This window comes from Herbiconiux gentiana (genome assembly GCF_024978135.1).
Taxonomy (GTDB): Bacteria; Actinomycetota; Actinomycetes; order Actinomycetales; family Microbacteriaceae; genus Herbiconiux; species Herbiconiux gentiana.
Window position 1 is genome coordinate 361,684 of sequence record NZ_JANTEZ010000001.1, and the last position, 19,688, is coordinate 381,371.

General features: G+C 72.6%; 17 protein-coding genes. 9 read left to right on the plus strand and 8 right to left on the minus strand.

Going from position 1 to position 19,688, the window contains the following annotated elements; translation table 11 throughout:
• Positions 1 to 79: 79 nt before the first annotated feature.
• Positions 80 to 841, plus strand: a complete 762-nt coding sequence (locus NVV95_RS01690) for an SDR family NAD(P)-dependent oxidoreductase (protein WP_259484805.1) — start codon at positions 80 to 82, stop codon at positions 839 to 841.
• Between the two features lie 4 nt (positions 842 to 845).
• Here NVV95_RS01690 and NVV95_RS01695 read toward each other — a convergent pair whose 3' ends face one another.
• The 3 genes from NVV95_RS01695 to NVV95_RS01705 all read right to left on the minus strand — a co-directional run bounded on the left by NVV95_RS01695 (position 846) and on the right by NVV95_RS01705 (position 2,861).
• Entirely contained in the window at positions 846 to 1,883 is a 1,038-nt protein-coding gene (locus NVV95_RS01695; RefSeq protein ID WP_259484806.1) for an LLM class flavin-dependent oxidoreductase, read from the minus strand.
• Between the two features lie 82 nt (positions 1,884 to 1,965).
• Positions 1,966 to 2,511, minus strand: a complete 546-nt coding sequence (locus NVV95_RS01700) for an HAAS signaling domain-containing protein (RefSeq protein ID WP_259484807.1) — start codon at positions 2,509 to 2,511, stop codon at positions 1,966 to 1,968.
• Positions 2,511 to 2,861 (minus strand): PadR family transcriptional regulator, encoded by a 351-nt coding sequence (locus tag NVV95_RS01705; protein WP_259484808.1) that lies wholly within the window; start codon positions 2,859 to 2,861, stop codon positions 2,511 to 2,513. Before NVV95_RS01705 ends, NVV95_RS01700 begins: the two co-directional genes overlap by 1 nt.
• Positions 2,862 to 3,031: 170 nt before the next feature.
• Between NVV95_RS01705 and NVV95_RS01710 the strand changes: the two genes are divergently transcribed.
• Both NVV95_RS01710 and NVV95_RS01715 read left to right on the plus strand, forming a co-directional pair.
• Positions 3,032 to 3,976, plus strand: coding sequence for a hypothetical protein (locus NVV95_RS01710; RefSeq protein WP_259484809.1), 945 nt, complete (start codon positions 3,032 to 3,034; stop codon positions 3,974 to 3,976).
• Positions 3,977 to 4,079: 103 nt separating this feature from the next.
• Positions 4,080 to 5,555, plus strand: a complete 1,476-nt coding sequence (locus NVV95_RS01715; RefSeq protein ID WP_259484810.1) for an FAD-dependent monooxygenase — start codon at positions 4,080 to 4,082, stop codon at positions 5,553 to 5,555.
• Between the two features lie 32 nt (positions 5,556 to 5,587).
• Here the strand turns inward: NVV95_RS01715 and NVV95_RS01720 are convergent, their stop codons facing one another.
• Entirely contained in the window at positions 5,588 to 7,597 is a 2,010-nt protein-coding gene (locus NVV95_RS01720) for an ABC1 kinase family protein (RefSeq protein ID WP_259484811.1), read from the minus strand.
• A gap of 118 nt (positions 7,598 to 7,715) precedes the next feature.
• Between NVV95_RS01720 and pnuC the strand changes: the two genes are divergently transcribed.
• A complete protein-coding gene (pnuC, locus tag NVV95_RS01725; protein ID WP_259485195.1) occupies positions 7,716 to 8,384 on the plus strand; it encodes a nicotinamide riboside transporter PnuC in 669 nt (222 codons plus the stop codon).
• 31 nt (positions 8,385 to 8,415) lie between these two features.
• The gene (gene pgi / locus NVV95_RS01730; protein ID WP_259484812.1) at positions 8,416 to 10,158 is read left to right on the plus strand and encodes a glucose-6-phosphate isomerase; all 1,743 of its coding nucleotides are present in this window, start codon (positions 8,416 to 8,418) and stop codon (positions 10,156 to 10,158) included.
• On the opposite strand, the gene NVV95_RS01735 is transcribed toward pgi, so the two are convergent.
• Positions 10,124 to 11,095 carry a methyltransferase family protein gene (locus tag NVV95_RS01735; RefSeq protein WP_375163777.1) on the minus strand — a complete coding sequence of 324 codons (972 nt, stop codon included), beginning with the start codon at positions 11,093 to 11,095 and terminating at the stop codon, positions 10,124 to 10,126. The genes pgi and NVV95_RS01735 overlap by 35 nt on opposite strands.
• 26 nt (positions 11,096 to 11,121) lie before the next feature.
• The gene (locus NVV95_RS01740; RefSeq protein WP_259484814.1) at positions 11,122 to 12,597 is read right to left on the minus strand and encodes a GntP family permease; all 1,476 of its coding nucleotides are present in this window, start codon (positions 12,595 to 12,597) and stop codon (positions 11,122 to 11,124) included.
• A gap of 189 nt (positions 12,598 to 12,786) precedes the next feature.
• Here NVV95_RS01740 and NVV95_RS01745 point away from each other — a divergent pair, with 189 nt between their 5' ends.
• Together NVV95_RS01745 and dacB are read left to right on the plus strand one after the other, a co-directional pair.
• A complete protein-coding gene (locus NVV95_RS01745; protein ID WP_259484815.1) occupies positions 12,787 to 13,974 on the plus strand; it encodes a serine hydrolase domain-containing protein in 1,188 nt (395 codons plus the stop codon).
• Positions 13,971 to 15,563, plus strand: a complete 1,593-nt coding sequence (dacB, locus tag NVV95_RS01750) for a D-alanyl-D-alanine carboxypeptidase/D-alanyl-D-alanine endopeptidase (protein ID WP_259484816.1) — start codon at positions 13,971 to 13,973, stop codon at positions 15,561 to 15,563. Before NVV95_RS01745 ends, dacB begins: the two co-directional genes overlap by 4 nt.
• Here the strand turns inward: dacB and NVV95_RS01755 are convergent.
• Both NVV95_RS01755 and NVV95_RS01760 read right to left on the minus strand, forming a co-directional pair.
• Complete coding sequence (locus NVV95_RS01755) at positions 15,557 to 16,231, minus strand: response regulator transcription factor (RefSeq protein ID WP_259484817.1); 675 nt, start codon at positions 16,229 to 16,231, stop codon at positions 15,557 to 15,559. The two genes, dacB and NVV95_RS01755, sit on opposite strands and share 7 nt — an antisense overlap.
• Entirely contained in the window at positions 16,219 to 17,949 is a 1,731-nt protein-coding gene (locus NVV95_RS01760) for a sensor histidine kinase (RefSeq protein ID WP_259484818.1), read from the minus strand. The genes NVV95_RS01755 and NVV95_RS01760 overlap by 13 nt, the downstream gene beginning before the upstream one ends.
• A gap of 79 nt (positions 17,950 to 18,028) precedes the next feature.
• On the opposite strand from NVV95_RS01760, the gene NVV95_RS01765 reads away from it, so the two are divergent.
• Together NVV95_RS01765 and NVV95_RS01770 are read left to right on the plus strand one after the other, a co-directional pair.
• Entirely contained in the window at positions 18,029 to 18,622 is a 594-nt protein-coding gene (locus NVV95_RS01765) for a TetR/AcrR family transcriptional regulator (RefSeq protein WP_259484819.1), read from the plus strand.
• Positions 18,623 to 18,662: 40 nt separating this feature from the next.
• Positions 18,663 to 19,688, plus strand: a complete 1,026-nt coding sequence (locus tag NVV95_RS01770; protein WP_259484820.1) for an NADPH:quinone reductase — start codon at positions 18,663 to 18,665, stop codon at positions 19,686 to 19,688.

Consider the following 19,688-nt stretch of genomic DNA (forward strand, 5'->3'; position numbering starts at 1 on the left):
CTTGACGCAGTGTGTCATGCTGGAAAGAGGGACGATGTCGTCGGGCATCCGTCGTCGCCATCACGGTCGAGGAGGCCACATGACTGAAGCCACACGCACTGCCGTCGTCACGGGCGCCGCCGGCGGGATCGGGCGGGCCATCGCCGTCGCCTTCGCCCGGCGGGGCGTCTCGGTGGTGGTCGCCGACATCCGGCCCGACGCCGCGGAGCGCACCGCACGCGAGATCGCCGAGGAGACCGGCGCCGAGACCCTCGGCGTGGCCGCGGACGTCACGGACTCCGCCTCCGTGGGAGAGCTCGTGCGAGCATCCGTCGCCCGGTTCTCGCGGATCGACCACCTCGTGAACTGCGCGGGCATGTCGCTGAACGGCCCCAGCATCGAGCACAGCGACGAGGCCTGGACGAAGGTGCTCGACCTGAACCTCTCGGGCACCTTCTACGTCTGCCGCGGCTTCGCGCCGTCGCTGATCGAGACGGAGGGCACGATCGTGAACATCTCGTCGATCGCGGCCTTTTCGGCGACGCGGCCCGAGGTGCACGTCGGCTACGACGCGACCAAGGCGGCCATCGCCGCCCTGACCCGCACGCTCGCGGTCGAGTGGGCACCCCACGGCGTGCGCGTCAACGCCGTGGCGCCGGGCTACACCAACACCGAGCTGCTGAAGGACGTCGGCTCGGCCGACCCCGCGACCATGGACGCCTGGATCGCCCAGACCCCGCAGCGCCGGCTGATGGAGCCGTCCGACATCGCCGAGGTCGTGGTGTTCCTCTCGTCGCCGGAGTCGCGGGCGATCACCGCGCAGACGATCCTCGCCGACGGCGGGTACACCGCCGCGAAGTGACCCGTCAGCGCCAGCCGAGTGCCGGCGCCACCTCCGTGAGGACCGACTCGATCACGTGGGCGTTGTACTCGACGCCGAGTTGGTTCGGCACCGTGAGCAGCAGGGTGTCGGCCTCGGCGATCGCCTCGTCCTCGGCCAGCTGCTTCACCAGGCGCTCGGGCTCGGCCGCGTAGCTGCGACCGAAGATCGCCCGCATGCTGGCGTCGATGTTGCCGATCTGGTCCTCGCTGTCGCCGCTGCCGCCGAAGTATGCGCGGTCGAGGTCGTTCGTGATCGCGAAGATGCTTCGGCTCACCGACACGCGCGGCTGGAAGCCGTGCCCCGCCTCGTCCCACGCGGCCCGGAACTCGCGGATCTGCTCGGCCTGCTGCACGTGGAACGGCTGTCCGGTCTCGTCGACCTTGAGGGTCGATGACTGCAGGTTCATCCCGAGCCCGGCGGCCCAGCGCGCGGTCGCGTTCGAGGCCGCACCCCACCAGATGCGCTTCCGTAGCCCCTCGGAGTAGGGCTCGATGCGCAGCAGCCCGGGCGGGTTCGGGAACATCGGCCGCGGGTTCGGCTGGGCGAAGCCCTCCCCCTTCAGCACCTCGAGCAGCACCTCGGTGTGGCGACGGGCGAGGTCGGCGTCGTCCTCCCCCTCGACCGGGCGGTAGCCGAAGTGGCGCCAGCCCTCGATGACCTGCTCGGGTGACCCCCGGCTGATGCCGAGCTGCAGTCGCCCGCCCGAGATGAGGTCGGCCGAGCCGGCGTCCTCCGCCATGTAGAAGGGGTTCTCGTAGCGCATGTCGATCACGCCGGTGCCGATCTCGATGGTCGAGGTGCGGGCACCGACGGCCGCGAGCAGCGGGAAGGGCGAGGCGAGCTGGCGTGCGAAGTGGTGCACCCGGAAGTAGGCGCCGTCGGCACCGAGCTCCTCGGCCGCGACCGCGAGGTCGATCGACTGCAGCAGCGTGTCGGCGGCGGTGCGGGTCTTCGACTGGGGGGACGGCGTCCAGTGCCCGAAGGAGAGGAAGCCGATGCTCTTGCGGTTCGTTGCGGTCACGCGGGGTACAACAGCGACGAGCGGATGCGCATTCCGCACCCGCTCGTCCGCCCTCCGGCCGGCACTGCCATCGGCACCCCGGTCACGGGCGCCGCGCGACCTCGCCCCAGTGGCTGCGCAGTGCCGAGCTGACGAAGATGTTCACGAGGAGCGGCACGACGGCGAACAGCGCCAGCCCGACCAGTCCGAGGTCGGTGACCCTCAGCAGCATCAGCGCCAGCGCGCCGACGACCGCGCCGCCGATCGAGGCGAGGATCGCGTTCCGCCTCGTCGCAGCCGACCAGCGGTCGCCGATGCCGATCATCACGAGGCCGGCGATCCAGCCGGCCACGGGCACGACGAACCAGCCGGCCGTCAGCACCACCGCGGTGAGCGTCGGGTAGGTCTTCGAGACCGGCAGGGTGTCGCTCGCGTCACGGTTCTCGGCGAGGGCGTCGGCCGCGATCGCCCGCGGGTCGCCGAGGGCGGCCAGGCGCTCGGCCGTTCGGGCGTCGTCGAGCCCGCTCAGCTCACCGCTCACGTCGTCGACGATCTCAGCTCGGAGGGCGGCGGGCGCGGAGGCCAGCGCCGTCTCGAGCTCGCGCAGGTAGCGCCGGGCGGCCGCGCTCAGGGGTTCGGTGGTGCTCATCATGGTCGTCCTTCGGTGTGGGGTGGATGGGGGGCCGTCACCGCATCCACAGCGGCGGCGAAGGGCTGCCACTGCAGACGGAACAGCTCGAGCTGGGCCGTCCCCGTCGCGGTGAGGGTGTAGTACTTGCGCGGCCGGGCGGAGTCGGGCGAATCGGCATGATCGACGATGAGACCCTGGGCGCGGAGCCGGGCGAGCAACGGGTAGAGGGTGCCGATGCTGCCGATCAGCCCGAGCGAGATGAGCCGCTCGGAGATCTTCCAGCCGTAAGCGGGCGCCTGCTGCAGGAGTCCGAGCACGCAGTACTCGACGACCCCCTTGCGCAGCTGGGCACCCACGTCACTTGTCATGCATCACACGATATGCGGCAATGCATGACAGCGTGCTGGGAATCCCGCGCTGTCCGGAAAAGGGCATCGGATGCCGAGCGAGTTGCGCGGCTGTCCCTTTGAAGCCAGCATGAGCCGACACGGCACCCGAGCCGGGCATACCGGACGGGCAGCGGAGCCACGGGGGACGCATGGACGACGACACACTGCTGGCCGTGATCCTGCGAGGCCGCCCGGCCACGGTCGAGGAGGTAGCCACCCTCGCGAACCTGCCGGCCGACGAGGCCCGGGCCCGCACGGGTCGCCTGCGCGAGCGCGGTCTGATCGGGGGGCGGGACGACGAGCTGCTCTACGTCAATCCGGCGTCGTGGGCGGCGGAGACGGTGGCCGAGCGGTCGGCCGAGCTGCGTCAGCGGGCCGCGACCGCGCTGTCCGACATGGAGTCGCTCGTCGCGGAACTGCCCGGCCTCCTCAGGCACTGGGCGGTCGGCGAGGCGTCGGGAGACCCCGTGCCGGTCGCCATCCGGCACGGGCGGCACGCCTCGGAGGACCTCTGGTACGACACGGCGGCGCACGACTCGGGCTCCCTCGACGCCCTGCTGCCCGAGGTCGACCGCTTCCTCGAGCCCGAGCCGGAGCGCGCGGCCCGCTTCGGCCGGGCGATGGCCGGGAAGGACCGGGTGCGGGTGATCCTGCCCACCTGGGCCGGCGACGACCCGCTCGCGCAGAAGCGGATCGCCGCCTACGGAAACGAGGAGGTCGGTGTCGATTTCCGGCTGCTCGACTCGCCGCCGAGCTGGTTCTGGGTCGACGGCGATCAGCTCGCGCTGCCGTTCGAGTGGGGCGAGGGGCGGCCCACGAGCGTGCTGGGCGTTCGCAACCCGGCGCTGGCGGCCCTGGCGGCCCAGTACTTCGAGCTCCTCTGGCAGCGGGCGACCCCCGCCGAGCCGGCCGAGCACAGCTGGGCGCCCCTGCTCGTGCTGATGCGCCAGGGGGTCACGCTCGAGGCGGCCTCACGCCGGCTCGGCGTCAACCCGCGCACCGGCCGCCGCCGCATCTCCGCGGCGATGGACCACTACGGTGTGGCGACCTTGTTCGCCCTGGGTGTCGCCTTCGGCGCCGACTCCCCCCGCTGACCCAGCACCTCGCACCTCGCATTTCCAGGATACGGGTGGGCACGGGGCTTGCCGCAAGGCCCGGGGCGCCGGGCAGAATGGCCCACCGAACGAAGGAGGACGGATGCACGACGTCATCATCGCCGGAGGGGGCCCGGCGGGCCTGATGCTCGCGGCCGAGCTGCGGCTGCACGACGTGGACGTTCTGGTGCTCGAGCGGGAGGCGCAGCCGAACCCCGCGGTGCGCTCGCTCGGCCTGCACGCCCGGAGCGTCGAGGTGCTCGCTCTGCGCGGGCTGCTCGACCGGTTCCTCGAGCACGGGCAGCGCTACCCGGCGGCCGGTCGCGGTTTCGCGGGGCTGGAGGGCCCGGCCGTCGAACTCGACTCCGACCACGACTACGTGCTCGGCATCCCCCAGCCCACGACCGACCGGCTGCTCGCCGAGCGGGCGGCCGAGCTCGGCGCCGAGCTGCGTCGCGGGGTCTCGCTCGACGCCTTCGAGCAGGATGCGGACGGCGTCGACGTGGTGCTCGACGGCGGCGCCCGGCTGCGCGCCCGCTGGCTGGTCGGCTGCGACGGCGGGCGCAGCACGGTGCGGCGGCTGGCCGGCATCGGCTTCCCGGGCGAGGCGGCCTCGACCGAGTGGCTGCTCGGCGAGGTGGAGCTCGACGGCTCGGTCACGCCCGAGGAGGTCGCCCGCATCGCGGCCGAGGTGCGACGCGTGCACCGCGGATTCGGCATCGGCCCCGCCGGCGGCGGCCTGCACCGCGCCGTCGTGCCCGCCGCCTCCCTCGCCGAGGACCGCTCCGTGCCGCCCACGCTCGAGGAGTTCCGCACCCAGCTGCGCGCCTATGCAGGCACCGATTTCGGGGTGGGCTCCCCGCGATCGATCACCCGCTTCACCGACGCCACGCGCCTCGCGGAGCGCTACCGAGCGGGTCGGGTGCTGCTCGCGGGCGACGCCGCGCACGTGCATCCGCCGCTCGGGGGCCAGGGCCTGAACCTCGGCCTGCAGGACGCCTTCGACCTCGGCTGGCGGCTCGCGGCCGACGTCGCCGGCTGGGCGCCGGCCGGCCTCGTCGACGGCTACGAGGCCGAGCGCCGACCGGTCGCTGAGCAGGTGCTGCGGCTGACCCGGGCTCAGAGCGAGCTGCTCTCCCCCGAACCCGGCCCGCAGGCGGTGCGGCAGCTGGTGGGCGAGCTGATGCAGCTCGAGCCGGTCGCCCGGGCCCTCGCCGAGCGGATCAGCGGCCTGGGCATCCGCTACGCACCCCCGGCCGGCGACGACCGCGACGACGACCCGTTCGACCTGGTGGGGCGACGGATGCGCGACCTCCCCCTCGGCGACGGCCGACGCCTCTTCGACCTCACCCACGGCGGGCGCGGGCTGCTGCTCGACGGCACCGGCACGCTCGAGGCCGAGGGCTGGACCGAGCGGGTCGACCGCGTGACGGTGGCCGGCGACGACGGGTCGGCGCTGCCGGCGCCCGCCGTGCTGCTGCGGCCCGACGGTCGCGTCGCCTGGGCCGGCGACGACACGGCGTCGCTCGTCCGGGCGCTCGAGCGGTGGTTCGCCGCCCCGACCGGCGCACCGCTCTAGCGGCTGGTTCGGCGTCCCGACCGTCACCCCGCCTAACGGCGCCGGCGGATGACGATCTGCCGCACGACCCGGAGCAGCCCCAGGAACCCGAGGAAGCCGATGAAGGCGCCGAACAGGTCGAACAGCCGCAGCCCGTCGGTGAGCAGCGGCCCGCCGTCGGTGACGATCAGCACGAGCGCGATGACGACGGCCGCGATGGCGATCAGCGTTCCGACGAGCTCCGAGGCGATGGACTGCACGAAGCCCTGACCGGCCTCGTCGCTGAACGCCTTCAGCTTGAGGGAGAAGGTGCCCTTCTCGACACCGGTCAGCAGCGCATCCAGCCGGCCGGGCAGGGCGCGCAGTCGTGCGGCACCGACCGCGGCCCGCGCCTGCACGCTGGTGACGGTGCGCCGGATCGACTGGTCGCGGCGCAGCAGCTTCGGCACCATCGGCAGCGCCTGCTCGAACATGTCGAAGCCGGGGTCGAGCACCTTCAGGCAGCCCTCGAGGGTCGCGAAGCTGCGGAACGCCGAGGCGAGGTCGCCCGGGAGTGCGATGTGGTGCTGCCGGATGACGTCGAGCAGGCGGGTGAAGATCGACTGACTGCCCTTGGGGCGAAAGCGCTCGGTGGTGATCACCACCCCCACGTCGTGGCGCAGGGCGTCGAGGTCGGCGTCGGCCGGCACGTCGACGATGAGCAGCAGGGCCTCGGTCGCGGCGATGTCGTCCTCGCTGACCGCCGCGAGCATCAGCGCGGTGAGGTAGCTGCGCTGGCTGCGCTCGATGATGCCGACCGCACCGAAGTCGATCAGGCCGAGCGCGCCGTCGGGCGTGAGGATGACGTTGCCCGGGTGCAGGTCGGCATGGAACACGCCGTGCACCAGGATCTGCTCGAGCACCGCCATCATCAGACCGTTCGCGAGCGCCTGCCTGGCCTCGGTGCTGAGGGTGGCGAGTTCGTCGGCCGCACCGCTCAGCGGCACGCCGGTGACGAGGTCCATCGTGAGCACCCGGGCACCCGAGGCGGCCGGGTAGACGTGCGGCACCGCGATGGTGACGTCGTGCCCGTGCCCGTCGTCGGCGGAGCCGTGCTCGAGGGTGCTCCGGATCATCTCGACGTTCGTCGCCTCGATGCGGTAGTCGAGCTCGTCGAGCAGGGTGGAGGTGAAGCCGCGGGCCACCGACTCCAGTCGCAGGTCGTGCCCCGCCTGGGTGCGCTCCTCCGCGCGCCGGGCGAGGCGCACGATGATGTCGACGTCGGCCTCCACCTGCGCCCGGGCGGCCGGCCGCTGCACCTTCACCACCACGGCGGTGCCGTCGAGCAGCACACCCCGGTGCACCTGGGCGACGGATGCTGCCGCCAACGGCTCGGGGTCGACCGACGCGAACACGGTGTCGAGCGGGGCGCCGAGGGCCTCCTCGATCACCGGCCGGATGGTCTCCCACGGCAGGGTCGTCGCCCCCGACTGCAGGGAGGCGAGCGCCGAGAGGTAGGGCTCGGGCACGAGGTCGCGGCGGGTCGAGAGCACCTGACCGAGCTTGACGAAGGTCACCCCCGACTCGTTGATCGTGGCGACCAGGGCCCGTGCCCGCTGCTCGCTGGTCGTGAGCTCGTGCTGCACGTGCGAGTGGCCGTGGAACAGCCAGCCGGCGCCGTGCCGGGTGGCGATGCCCACGATGGCGAGGTAGCGGCGGGTGCGCTTGCGCCGGCGGATGGCCGCGCGCACCGTGTCGATCGGATTGGGCAGCGGCCGGGTCGGCACGATCGCCTCGAGCGCGACCAGCACGCCCACACCGAGCGCGAAGACCCAGGCCACCGCCAGCAGCACCACGGCGAGCACCGTGAGGGCGACACGCACGTCGCGCGTCTGGCCGTCGGGCAGCAGCCCGCTCTCGTCGACCAGCCAGGACGCGAACGGCAGCCCGGTCGCGAAGACGAGCAGGCCGACGACGATGCTGCGCGGCCAGCCGACGGGGGTGTCGAGGAGGCGCCGCGCGACGAAGCCCACCAGCACGGCGGAGGCGACGGCCAGCAGAACGGTCAGTACGTCGGTGAGCATGCGTCGGATCCCCCTGCCGGCCGGGTGCGGCCCGGACTCTGCTGCTCAGGGTAGCGAACGGGTCGAGGTCGCCGCACGGATGGGGAATGCGCGAGCATCCGTCGCCGTTCTAGGGCTCGTGAACGTGATCGAGTGGCTCTTCGACGCCCAGCTGCACATCGGCGACCAGACCGTGCTGTGGCGCGAGGTGGTCGGCAACGTGTTCGGCCTCGCCAGCGCGCTCGGCGGGATGCGGCGCAGGGTCTGGGCCTGGCCCGTGGGCATCGTCGGCAACGTGCTGCTGTTCACGGTGTTCCTCGGCGCCGTCTTCGGCACGCCGAACCCCGTGAACCTGCTCGGGCAGGCGGGGCGGCAGGTGATGTTCATCATCGTGTCGATCTACGGCTGGTACCAGTGGCGGAAGGCCCGCGGCGAGACGGGAGCCGCGGTGGTGCCCCGGTGGGCGAGCGGCCGCACGCGCATCCTGCTCGCCGTCGGACTCGTCGGCGGGACCGCGCTGCTCACGCCCGTCTTCACCGCCCTGGGCTCGTACGAGCCGGTGTGGTCGGACGCCTGGGTGTTCGTCGGCTCGCTGCTCGCCACCTACGGCATGGCGAAGGGCTGGACCGAGTTCTGGCTGATCTGGGTCGCCGTGGACGTGGTGGGCGTGCCCCTGCTGATCGGCGCCGGCTACTACGCCTCGGCGTTCATGTACCTCTTCTACGGCGTGTTCACCCTGATCGGCTTCGTCGTCTGGGCGCGTGCCCGCAGCGGCAGTAGATTCGAGAGCAAGCGCGTTCCGGCCTAGTCGGCGCGACGGACGATCCCCAGGAGAGAACATGGCCGAATCGGCGCCCCTCGACCCGACCTCAACCGACGCGTGGAAGGCCCTCCAGGCCACCGCCGACGGCTTCGAGCCCGACCTGCGGGGCTGGTTCGCCGCCGAGCCCGATCGCGCCGAGCGGTACACCTTCCAGGCCGCCGACCTGACGGTCGACCTGTCGAAGAACCTGCTCACCGACGACATCCTCGCCCGGCTGCTCGAGCTGGCCGACGACGCGGGGGTCGCCGAGCGCTACCGCGCCATGATCTCGGGTGAGCACATCAACGTCACCGAAGACCGGGCCGTGCTGCACACCGCCCTGCGGCGACCGGATGGCGGGACCGCCGATGGTGCGGGCCTCGAGCCGCCGGCCGGCTTCGTGGTCGACGGCGCCGACATCGACGCCGAGGTGCACGCCACCCTCGACAAGGTCTACGCCTTCGCCGACCGCGTGCGCGACGGTTCCTGGACGGGTGTCACCGGCAGGCGGATCGCCACCGTGGTGAACATCGGCATCGGCGGCTCCGACCTCGGGCCCGTGATGGTCTATGAGGCGCTGAAGCCCTACGTGCTCGACGGCCTCGAGGTGCGGTTCGTGTCGAACATCGACCCGTCCGACATCTACGAGAAGACCGCCGACCTCGACCCCGAGACCACGCTCTTCATCGTCGCCTCGAAGACCTTCGGCACCCTCGAGACGCTGACCAACGCCCGCCTGGCGCGTCAGTGGCTGTGGGAGCGCCTCGGCGCATCCGGAGCCATCGAGAACACCGACGAGGCCCGCACGGGTGCCGTCGCCAAGCACTTCGTGGCCGTGTCGACCGCGCTCGACAAGGTCGCCGCCTTCGGCATCGACCCCGAGAACGCGTTCGGCTTCTGGGACTGGGTGGGCGGCCGCTACTCGGTCGACTCGGCCATCGGCACCTCGGTGGCGATCGCGATCGGGCCCGACGGGTTCCGCGACTTCCTCTCCGGCTTCCACGCCATCGACGAGCACATGCGCACCACCCCGCTCGAGCGGAACGCGCCTGTGCTGATGGGCATGCTGAACGTCTGGTACACGAACTTCCTCGGCGCCCAGAGCCACGCGGTGCTGCCCTACGCGCAGTACCTGCACCGCTTCCCGGCGTACCTGCAGCAGCTCACCATGGAGTCGAACGGCAAGAGCGTGCGCTGGGACGGCTCCCCCGTCACCACCGACACCGGCGAGATCTTCTGGGGCGAGCCGGGCACGAACGGTCAGCACGCGTTCTACCAGCTGATCCACCAGGGCACGCGGCTGATCCCGGCCGACTTCATCGCGGTGGCGAACCCGGCGCGCGGGCTGCGCGACGAGGTCGGCGACGGCGCGGCGGTCGCGCCCGGTGCCGACGTGCACGCGCTGTTCCTCGCGAACTTCTTCGCGCAGACCAAGGCGCTCGCCTTCGGCAAGACGGCCGAGGAGGTGCGGGCCGAGGGCACCGCCGAGTCGGTCGTGCCGGCGCGGGTGTTCAGCGGCAACCGGCCGACGACGTCGATCCTCGCGCCGGCGCTCACGCCCAGCGTGGTCGGCCAGCTGATCGCCCTCTACGAGCACATCGTGTTCACCGAGGGGACCATCTGGGGCATCGACTCGTTCGACCAGTGGGGCGTGGAGCTGGGCAAGCAGCTGGCGCTGCAGATCGCTCCGGCGGTCGACGGGGACAGTGCTGCGCTGGAGGCGCAGGACTCTTCGACGAAGTCGCTCATCGCGAAGTATCTGGCGCTGCGGTCGGAGTAGGTGGCGGTTCGGGGTTCCTCGGGAGCCAGCAGCGCACGGCGGCGCGGTAGCGGGTGAAGGCGGCGCCGAAGCGCTGCTCGAGGTCGGCCTCTTCGAAGGGGCGGATGGCGTAGTTCCAGACGAGCGAGCCGGCGAGGGCGTACACGACCACGAGCCACGACGACAGCACCAGCCCGACCGCCACGCCCTGGGCGATGCCCGCGACCGCCATCGGGTTGCGCACCCAGCGGTACGGGCCGGCGATCACCAGACGGTTCGTCGACGCGCTGGGCAGCGGCGTGCCGTCGCCGAGGGTCGACATCGTGACGGCCGACCAGATGCCCAGGGCGCTGGCGAGCACGAGCAGCACGACGCCCGCGCCGGTCACGACCGCCTCCGCCGGCGGAGAGAGCGGCGCGGTGAGCTGCCAGCGATCCTCGAGGGCCGCGATCACGAGCGGCACGGCGGCGAGCCCGACGCCCCAGAACACGACGATCTGGCCGAAGGTCGTGGCGACGTTCCGCGCGCTGCCGGGGCGGCTCGGAGCCGGGCGGAACGCGAACGGCCCGCGCACGAGCCACTCGGTGGGCACACGCCCGAGCAGCAGCAGGCAGGCCGCGAGGAGCGACCCCGCCGACGCCGCGATCATCGCCACGACACCCCAGCCGGCCAACCCCGTGACCGTGGCGTAGACCGCCAGCCCGATGGTGACGAGCATCGTCCAGCCCGTGGCGACGACGACCGCCGGCCGCAGCCCGAGGGCGGCCACCGCCGACGCCACCACGAACAGCGGGATGTCCAGTACGGCCAGGACGACCGGATCGAGCGCCCCGAGAGTCGCCTCCCGCACCCACGGCACGGTGAACACCGTGAGCCACCAGGCCACACCCGCGGTCGCCTGCAGGGCGAAGTAGATCCGGGCCCAGGTGCGAGCCCGGTCTCCGGCGACCCGGCTCACGGCAGATCGGCTCACGGGACCTCGACTCACGGCAGGACGAGCGAGACGAGCAGCGTCATGCCGAGTGCGATCACCGACGCGAGCGAGACCCCCACCGTCACCGTCTTCAGGGTGCCGCGCACCGACTGGTCGAGGAAGGTCTGCAGCAGCCAGAACGTGTTCGACGTGACGTGGATGCAGAACAGCGCCCCCGAACCGGCCGCGAGGGCGACGAGCAGCGGGTCGAGCCCCATGGTGGAGGCCACCGGCGCGATGATGCCCGCGGCGGTGATGGCCGAGAGGGTGACCGATCCGACAGCGATGTGCAGCACCGCCGCCATCGCCCAAACGAGCAACAGCGGCGCGAACGAGGTGGCCGAGAAGTACCCCTGCAGCACCGCCCCGAGGTCGCCCTTCGCGATCACGGCGGCCAGGGAACCGCCGATGCCGGTGAGCAGGAAGATCTGGCCGCCGTCCTGAAAGCCCTTCACCACGGCCTTCTCGATGCGCTTCGTGCCCACGGCCGCGCGCCCGATCACACCCGTGGCGATGACGGCCAGCAGCAGCGCGATCACCGGCGACCCGAGGAACTGCATCGCGGGCACCTCGACCTCGGCCACCGAGAGCACCGCCTGCGCGGCGATCAGCAGCAGGGCCACCAGCATCGGGGCGAACAGCAGCAGCAGCGGCTGCTCGCGCTCCGCGCGGTCGACGGGGCGGATGCTCGCCGGCCCCCGAGGCACCCCGCCGACGCGGGTTCGCACCGACCCCGTCTCGGTGCTCACCAGCAGCGGGTCGTGGCCGACGGCAGCGGATCCGGCGGCCGACGCGGTCGTGACCGCGCTCGCCTCCACCGCCTCGACGTCGTCGCGCACCACGACCTGCTCGTCGCGCTCGGGGTTCCAGAAGCCCAGGCGGAAGAACAGCGACATCAGCAGGATGGTCAGCACCACGGTCGGAGCGACGACCGCGAAGCCGCCGAGCATCATCACGCCGAGCGGCACCCCCAGCAGGCCCGCGAGGGCGACGGCGGCGAAGCCGGGCACCATCATCACGATGCCCATCTCGAGCCCGACGGCGAAGGTCACCCCCACGATGCCGGTGCCGACCCGGCCGAGCCGGGGCGCGATGCGCCGGGCGAGCGGCGCCGCGATCACGATCAGCACGTCGACGAAGATGGTCTGCAGATAGGTCGCGAGCGACAGCCCGAGCGCGTACGGGATGCCCCGCCGGCCGAAGACCCGCATCAGGCTCTCGACCAGCCGTGTGATGGCCCCGAGCTCGTTCAGCATCGCGCCGATCAGCACCCCCCAGCCGATCAGGATGCCCGCCTCCATCATCACGTCGCCGAAGCCCTGGGTCATCGTCGAGACGGTGTCGACGGGCCCGAGCCCGGTGAGCAGGCCGATCGCCGCGGCGCCGAGGGCGAGCGCGATGACCGGATTCACGCGGAAGCGCACGATCGTCACCACGACGGCGACGATGACGAGCGCGACGACGCCCAGGGTGTACCACTCGGGCATGGCGGGCCTCTCCGCTGACGGCGCGCGCCGTGCGCGACCCGTCACAGGATAGGGGCAACCGCGGGCGGGCGGGACCTCCCCTTCGGGTGACGGCCCGATACGGGACCCAGGTCTATTGCCCTGCACCGGCCCCGGCTGGGAGCGTGAAGGGCGCCACGCGGGTGGCCGACGACGGCGGGAGAGACGCCCATGAAGACCAGACCGATCGGGGCGGCGGTCGTCGCCGTCACCGCCCTGCTGCTCGCCGGCTGCGCCTCCGGCGGTTCCGGCGGCTCCGGCGGCACCGACGCCGCCCCGTCCGGCGCCTCCTCCCCCGTCGCCACCCGGCCGGCGGCCCCGGAGGGAGAACTCCCCGCAGAGCTGCAGAGCGCCCTGCAGAAGGTCGTCGACGACACGATGGCCGAGTACGAGGTGCCCGGCGCGGCGGTCGGCGTCTGGGTGCCCGGCGAGGGCTCCTGGACCTCGGCGACGGGCCTCGCCGACGTGGAGAAGGAGCTCCCGGTCTCGACCGACATGGTCTGGCCCATCCGCAGCGTGACGAAGTCCTACACCGTCACGCTGCTGCTGCAGCTGGTCGACGAGGGCCGGGCGAGCCTCGACGACACGATCGACCAGTACCTCGACGGGGTCACCGACGGCGACACGATCACCCTGCGGCAACTGGCCGGCATGACCAGCGGCAACGCCGACTACACGAACAAGGCGTTCCAGGACGTCTTCGCCGAGGATCCGACCCGCATCTTCACGCTGGACGAGCTGAACTCGTTCGCGCTCGGGCAGCCGGCCCGGTCCGCTCCGGGCACCGACCGCGTCTACACGAATTCCAACATCAACTTCCTGGGCGCGGTGATCGAGAAGATCACGGGCGAGCCCTTCAGTGAGGTGCTCCAGGAGCGCGTCCTGGACCCGCTCGGTCAGACCGGCACGGAGTACATCGTCGACACGACGACCTGGGCGGCCCCCCACCCGACCGGCTACATCGTCGACGACGGTGTGCCGGAGCCCCAGCAGGAGAACTCCTCGGTGCTGCAGGCCGCCGGATCGATGTTCTCGACGCTCGACGACGGGCGGGTGTGGGCCGACACCCTCGGCGACGGCACGCTGGTGTCGGCCGGCTCGCAGTCGGCGCGCGAGGAGGGCGGCCCGCTCGACGCCGGCCCGCCGTACGACCTGTACGCCCTCGGCATCGGCGAGACCGACGGCTGGTGGGGCCACAACGGCGAGGGTCTCGGCTTCACCGCGGCCACCTTCCACGACCCGCAGAGCGGGGCGAGCATCGTGGTCTACATGAACGAGTCGAACAACCCCGACGCGCATCCCGCGGACCAGACGTTCCGCCGGCTCGCCGAGGTGCTCGCGAACGGGGTGTCGTCGTGAGGCGCGTCGCCCTGCGCTCGGCCGCCGTGCTCGCGGTGGTCGCCACCGCCTCGGTGACCACCGCCTGCGTGGGCGGCCCCGCCGCCCCGTCGCCGAGCGCGAGCGGCTCGGTGCCCGGCCTGCCGGCCGCCGCCCTCGAGGTGATGCAGCAGCCCCAGTACGCCGAGGGCCGCTGGCTCGTCTCGGTGCAGGACATCGACTCGGGCGAGGTGCTGATCGACCACGACGGCGACACGATGGCCGAACCCGGCTCGTTCGTGAAGACCTACAGTGCCGGTGCCGCCTGGGTGAAGTGGGGGCCCGACCACACCGTGACCACGCCGGTGAAGCAGAACGGCACCCTCACCGGGGGCACCCTCACCGGCGACCTCGTGCTCGTCGGCCAGGGCGACCTCACCCTCGGTGGCCGCACGCAGCCCGGCGGCACCGTCGACTACACCAACCTCGACCACAACGACGCGAACCCGCTCCCCGGGGCCACCCTCACCACGGAGGACCCGTTGACGGGGTTGGACGACCTCGCCGCGCAGGTGCGGGCCTCCGGTATCACGGCCGTCACCGGCGACGTCGTGGTCGATGACCGACTCTTCCAGGGCGAGCTGGCCGACAAGCCGATCTCGCCCATCATCGTGAACCAGAACCTCCTCGACATCCTGGTCACCCCGGGTGCCGCCGCCGGAGACCCTGCCTCGGTCGCGCTCACCCCGGCCGTGGCTCCGTGGACGATCCGCAACGAGGTGACCACGGTCGCGGCCGGCGAGAAGGCCGCGCTGAAGGGCCCGAAGGTCGACCCGGCCGACCCCACGACGATCGTCATGGCCGGCACCATCGCCGCCGACAGCACCCCGTCGCTGAAGGTCTGGGAGTTCGACGACCCCGCCACCTTCGCCCGCACCGCCTTCATCGAGGCTCTGCAGCGCGCCGGCGTCACCGTCTCCGCCGATCCCGTCGCCGTCAACCCGTCGGGTTCGCTGCCGGATGAGGCGGCCGTCACCGCCCTGCCCGCGGTGGCGGAGCTCGAATCGCTCCCGCTCGGCGAGGAGGTGACCTACGTGATGAAGATCAGTTACAACCGGGGGGCCCAGACGCTGATCTGCCTGCTCTCCGCCGCGGTCGGCGACCCGAGCTGCGAATCGGGATTGCCCGAGGCGCAGAAGATCTGGGCCGGGGCCGGCCTCGACACGCTCGGTGCGTCGCTCGTCGACGGCTCGGGGCTCGAGGGCAACTTCATCACGCCGAAGAACGCCGTCGACATCCAGACGATCATGGCCGACCGACCCGACGCGGAGCGCTGGCGCGCGACGCTGCCGATCCTCGGGGTCGACGGGTCGCTCGCCGACGTCCAGGTCGACAGCCCGGCGGCCGGCAAGGTCTTCGCCAAGACGGGCACGCTCCTCGCGGGCGACAGCTTCAACGGTCGCTACCGACTGGTGACGAAGACGCTCGGCGGGGTGATGCACACCGAGGGCGGGCGGCATCTGGCGTTCACGGTCATGGTGAACCAGGGCTTCTACGACGAGCTCGACGGCGTCTTCGAGGCCAATGACGACGTCGGCGCGGTCGCGGCGGCTATCCAGCAGGCCTACTGAGCCCCCGGCCGGCCCCCCGCGTCGGAGAGGAAGCGGACGACCGCCAGCACGCGCCGGTGGTCGTCGGGGTCGACCGGGAGGGCGAAGGCGTCGTAGATCCTGGAGGTGTGCTGCACGACCGCCTTCTCGCTCAGGCCGAGCCGCGCGGCGATGCGGGCGTTGCTCCTGCCCTCGGCCATCAGTCCGAGCACCTCGAGCTGACGCGGGGTGAGCGCGCCGAGTGCCGGCCCACCCGCCTTTCCCGCACGGGTGAGCAGCACCGCGACCACCTCCGGGTCGAGGGCGGTGCCGCCGTCGCGCACGCGCCGGAGATCGGCCGTGAAGGTGCCGATGTCGGCGATGCGCTGCTTCAGCAGGTACCCCACCCCGCCCTCCCCCGGCGCGAGGAGCTCGTCCGCATAGCGGCGCTGCACGTGCTGCGAGAGCACCACCACCGCCGTGCCCGGGTGGCGGCGGCGGATGCGCACGGCCGCCTGCAGGCCCTCGTCCGTGTGCGTCGGCGGCATCCGGATGTCGGTGATCACGAGGTCGGGCGCCAGCTGGGCGACGTCGGCCTCGAGCTCGACGGCCGTACCCACCGCGGCGAGCACCTCGATCCCGTCGCCCTCCAGCACCCGCGACAGGCCCTCGCGGAGCAGCAGTTCGTCCTCGGCGATCACGACCCGCACGGCAGCTCCGCTCGCAGCCGGGTTCCCGACCCGGGATCGGAGGTGACCTCGAACGACCCGCCCAGGGCGTCCACCCGGTCGGCGAGACCCTTCAGGCCGCCGCCCTCCTCGACCCTCGCTCCCCCGATCCCGTCGTCGACGACGGCGATCTCGATCAGGTCGTCGCGCTGCACCAGCCGCACCGAGACCGACCCGGCGCCGGAGTGCTTGACGGCGTTGCTCAGCGACTCGGCGACGATGAGGTAGGCGGTGCGGGCGGTGGCGGGCGGCAGGGCGGTGTCGTCGACGTCGCTGTGCAGCGTGGCCCGGATGTCGACGCGGTCGACGAGATCCTCCGCGGCGGCGGCGAGGCCCCGCTCGATCAGCGCCGACGGGAGAACCGCGTGCACGAGGTGCCGGAGGTCGGCCGCCGCCTCGTCGATGCGCCGCCGCAGGGTCAGGGCCGCCTCGGCGGTCACGGCGGGGGTGCCCTCGGCGATCGCGAGCTGCTGCGCCTCGAGGGCGAGCAGCACGAGCTGCACCTGCAGCCCGTCGTGGAGGTCGCGAGCGATCCGTGCGCGCTCCCGGTCGGCGGCCTCGACCAGGCGCACGCGGGACCGCCCGAGCTCGGCGTTCGTCGCCGACAGCGCGGCGGTCAACCGCTCGCGGTCGAGAGCGAGGGCGAGCACCCGGGCCGCGCGGCGCACCGCCTCCGGTTCGCCGATCATCCGCCCGTCGTAGTCGATGGCGCCGACCAGCCGCGTCTGCACCCGCACCTCCTCCCGGTACCGGTGCTCGGCGACGGCGCCGAGCACGGTTCCGCCGGAGTCGACGAAGCCCTGGTGGGCGTCCGACCAGTACGACACCCGCAGCGAGTCGTCGCCGAGGGCCCGCGCGAGAGCCTGCTCGACCGCCGACCGCGAGGTGTCGGCGAGGCCGAGCCAGGCGCTCAGCGCATCCGCCTCGACCGTCTGCGGGAAGCCGCCCGCGAGCACGCCCGTCAGGAAGGCGATCGGGATGCCCGCCGTGATGGCGAGCTGGGCCGCGGCGACACCCACGGCGTCGGCCCCGAGCAGCGGCAGCAGGGTGCCGGAGACCGGGATGAGCAGCACCGCGAGGATGCCGTAGAGGTAGAGCGGCAGGAGCACCCGGCGGTTCCGCGGGTCGGTCGATCGCAGCCGGCGGATCAGCAGCACCGCCGCCATCACGACGACCACGAGGCCGAGCAGTCGCTGAGCCGTGAAGGCCGCGTCGATCAGCGCGACCTCGTCGGGCGGGAGGATGTACTGCGGCGCCTGGAGCGCGATCGAGTTGACGTAGCCGAGCACGACGGCGGTGACCGCGAGGCGCCCCCGCAGGCGACCCGACGGGAATGCGAGCAGAAGGTGCACGGTGACGGCGAGGATGGTCGTGCCGAACACGGCGCTGACGGCCTCGAGCAGCGGCTGACCGAGGTTGCCGACCCCCGCGGCGACCATCGCCAGCGAACCGATCAGCAGCAGGGCGCCGAAGAACCCGGTGGGGCGCCGCCACCAGGCTGCTATGCCCGCGCCCGCCCAGGTCCAGAACAGGAGCGTGAACACCGGCACGACCCACCCCGGCACGCCGGGAGCGGCTCCCACCACGAGCTGCACCACCCCGAGCGCGAGGGCGAAGAGCGCGATCAGCAGCAGCGCCGCCCGCAGGGGGCCAGGACGGCTGGGCACCGGACGCGGCACCGGCGGCGGCGCGCCCGTCACCGTCTCCGCCTCCGCGGCCGTCCGAGATCCGTCCCGTGCACACTCCATCGTGGCACGGCGGGTCGGGTAGCGTGGAGGGATGGGACGCTCGCGCAGCTTCGACGAGGCGATGCTCCTCGACGCCGCGATCGAGGTGTTCTGGGTTCGGGGATACCGGGCGACGTCGCTGGCCGAGGTGTCGGCGGCCTCGGGAGTCGCCAACGGCAGCCTCTACCAGGCCTTCGGCAGCAAGCGTGAGCTCTTCCTCGCCGCGTACCGCCGCTACTGCGCGCAGCGGGCCGCAGTGGTCGAGTCGGTGTTCACGGTGCCCTACGACGGCGTGCAGACCACCGTGGGCGCGTACTTCGACGCGATCGTCGACGACTGCCTGTCGCACCCGGATCGCCGCGGCTGCCTCATGCTCAACACCGTCTCCGAGCTCGGCACCGACCCCGACGTCGCCCGCATCAGCTCCCGCACCGTCGACGCCATGGGGGCGTCGGTTGCCCGTGCGCTCGGTGAGGTGGCGCCGCCCTCCGTCGACGACGCCGAGCTCGCGCTCTCGGCGGCCCAGATCGTGGCGCTCTCGCAGGCGCTGATCCAGCTCTCGCGCATGGGCCGCGACGCGGAGGAGCTGCGCCGGATGGGCAGCCGCGCCGCCGCCTCCGCCGAACGGGTGCTGCAGGCCGCCTGAGCGGGAATGCTCCGGCCCCGTCGCGGGGTTGGATGGTGGCATGAGATCGATCGTGTACTCCGAGACCGGCCCCTCCGACGTCCTTCGCCTCGAGGAGCGCTCCGTTCCCGAACCCGGCCCTGGGGAGGTGCGCGTGCGGGTCGTGGTGTCGGCGGTGAACCCGACCGATTGGAAGAACCGCAGCGGAGGCGGCGCGGCCGTCGCCGCTCTGCAGACGCCGAACCAGGACGGAGCGGGCGTCGTCGACGCGGTCGGCCCCGGGGTCACGGCGTTCGCGCCGGGCGACCGGGTCTGGTCCTTCCTCTCGGCCTACCAGCGGTCGAGCGGCACCGCGCAGGAGTTCACCGTGCTGCCCGTGGAGCGGGTCGTGCCGCTGCCCGAGAACGCCTCGTTCGACGCCGGCGCCTCGATGGGCGTGCCTGCGATGACGGCCCACCGCGCCCTCACCGTGCACGACGGCGGTCCGTCGCGCCTGGCACCCGGTGCGCTGACCGGCCGCACGGTGCTGGTCGCGGGCGGGGCCGGTGCCGTCGGCCATGCCGCCATCCAGCTCGCCCACTGGGCCGGCGCCACGGTGATCACCACCATCTCCTCCGACGCCAAGGCCGCGCTGGCCACGGCCGCCGGGGCCGACGTCGTGGTGAACTACCGCACCGACGACGCCGCCGACCGCATCCGCGAGGCCGCACCCGACGGCGTCGACCTCGTGGTCGAGGTCTCCCCCGCCCGCAACGCCGCACTGAACGCCCAGGTGCTGGCGAACCACGGCAGCATCGCGGTCTACGCGAACGACGGCGGCGACGAGGTGACCCTCGACGTGCGCGGCCACTTCGCCATCAACGCGCGCTACCAGTTCCTGCTGCTCTACACGGTGGGTCAGGATGCCCTGTCCGCCGCCGCGGAAGACATCACCGCCGCGCTGGCCGACGGTGCGCTCGGAGTGGGCGAGGAGAACGGTCTCCCGCTCACCCGCTTCCCGCTGGAGCGCACCGCCGACGCCCACGACGCCGTGGAGAACGGCGTCGTGGGCAAGGTGCTCATCGACGTGGCGCCCGAGGGCCGCTAG

What these genes read in the sequence shown, in the direction of transcription:
- NVV95_RS01690 (WP_259484805.1), top strand. Translation starts at nt 80, where the DNA reads ATGACTGAAGCCACACGCACTGCCGTCGTCACGGGCGCCGCCGGCGGG.
- NVV95_RS01700 (WP_259484807.1), bottom strand. Translation starts at nt 2,511, where the DNA reads ATGAGCACCACCGAACCCCTGAGCGCGGCCGCCCGGCGCTACCTGCGC.
- NVV95_RS01705 (WP_259484808.1), bottom strand. Translation starts at nt 2,861, where the DNA reads ATGACAAGTGACGTGGGTGCCCAGCTGCGCAAGGGGGTCGTCGAGTAC.
- NVV95_RS01710 (WP_259484809.1), top strand. Translation starts at nt 3,032, where the DNA reads ATGGACGACGACACACTGCTGGCCGTGATCCTGCGAGGCCGCCCGGCC.
- NVV95_RS01715 (WP_259484810.1), top strand. Translation starts at nt 4,080, where the DNA reads ATGCACGACGTCATCATCGCCGGAGGGGGCCCGGCGGGCCTGATGCTC.
- NVV95_RS01720 (WP_259484811.1), bottom strand. Translation starts at nt 7,597, where the DNA reads ATGCTCACCGACGTACTGACCGTTCTGCTGGCCGTCGCCTCCGCCGTG.
- pgi (WP_259484812.1), top strand. Translation starts at nt 8,416, where the DNA reads ATGGCCGAATCGGCGCCCCTCGACCCGACCTCAACCGACGCGTGGAAG.
- NVV95_RS01740 (WP_259484814.1), bottom strand. Translation starts at nt 12,597, where the DNA reads ATGCCCGAGTGGTACACCCTGGGCGTCGTCGCGCTCGTCATCGTCGCC.
- NVV95_RS01745 (WP_259484815.1), top strand. Translation starts at nt 12,787, where the DNA reads ATGAAGACCAGACCGATCGGGGCGGCGGTCGTCGCCGTCACCGCCCTG.
- NVV95_RS01765 (WP_259484819.1), top strand. Translation starts at nt 18,029, where the DNA reads ATGGGACGCTCGCGCAGCTTCGACGAGGCGATGCTCCTCGACGCCGCG.
- NVV95_RS01770 (WP_259484820.1), top strand. Translation starts at nt 18,663, where the DNA reads ATGAGATCGATCGTGTACTCCGAGACCGGCCCCTCCGACGTCCTTCGC.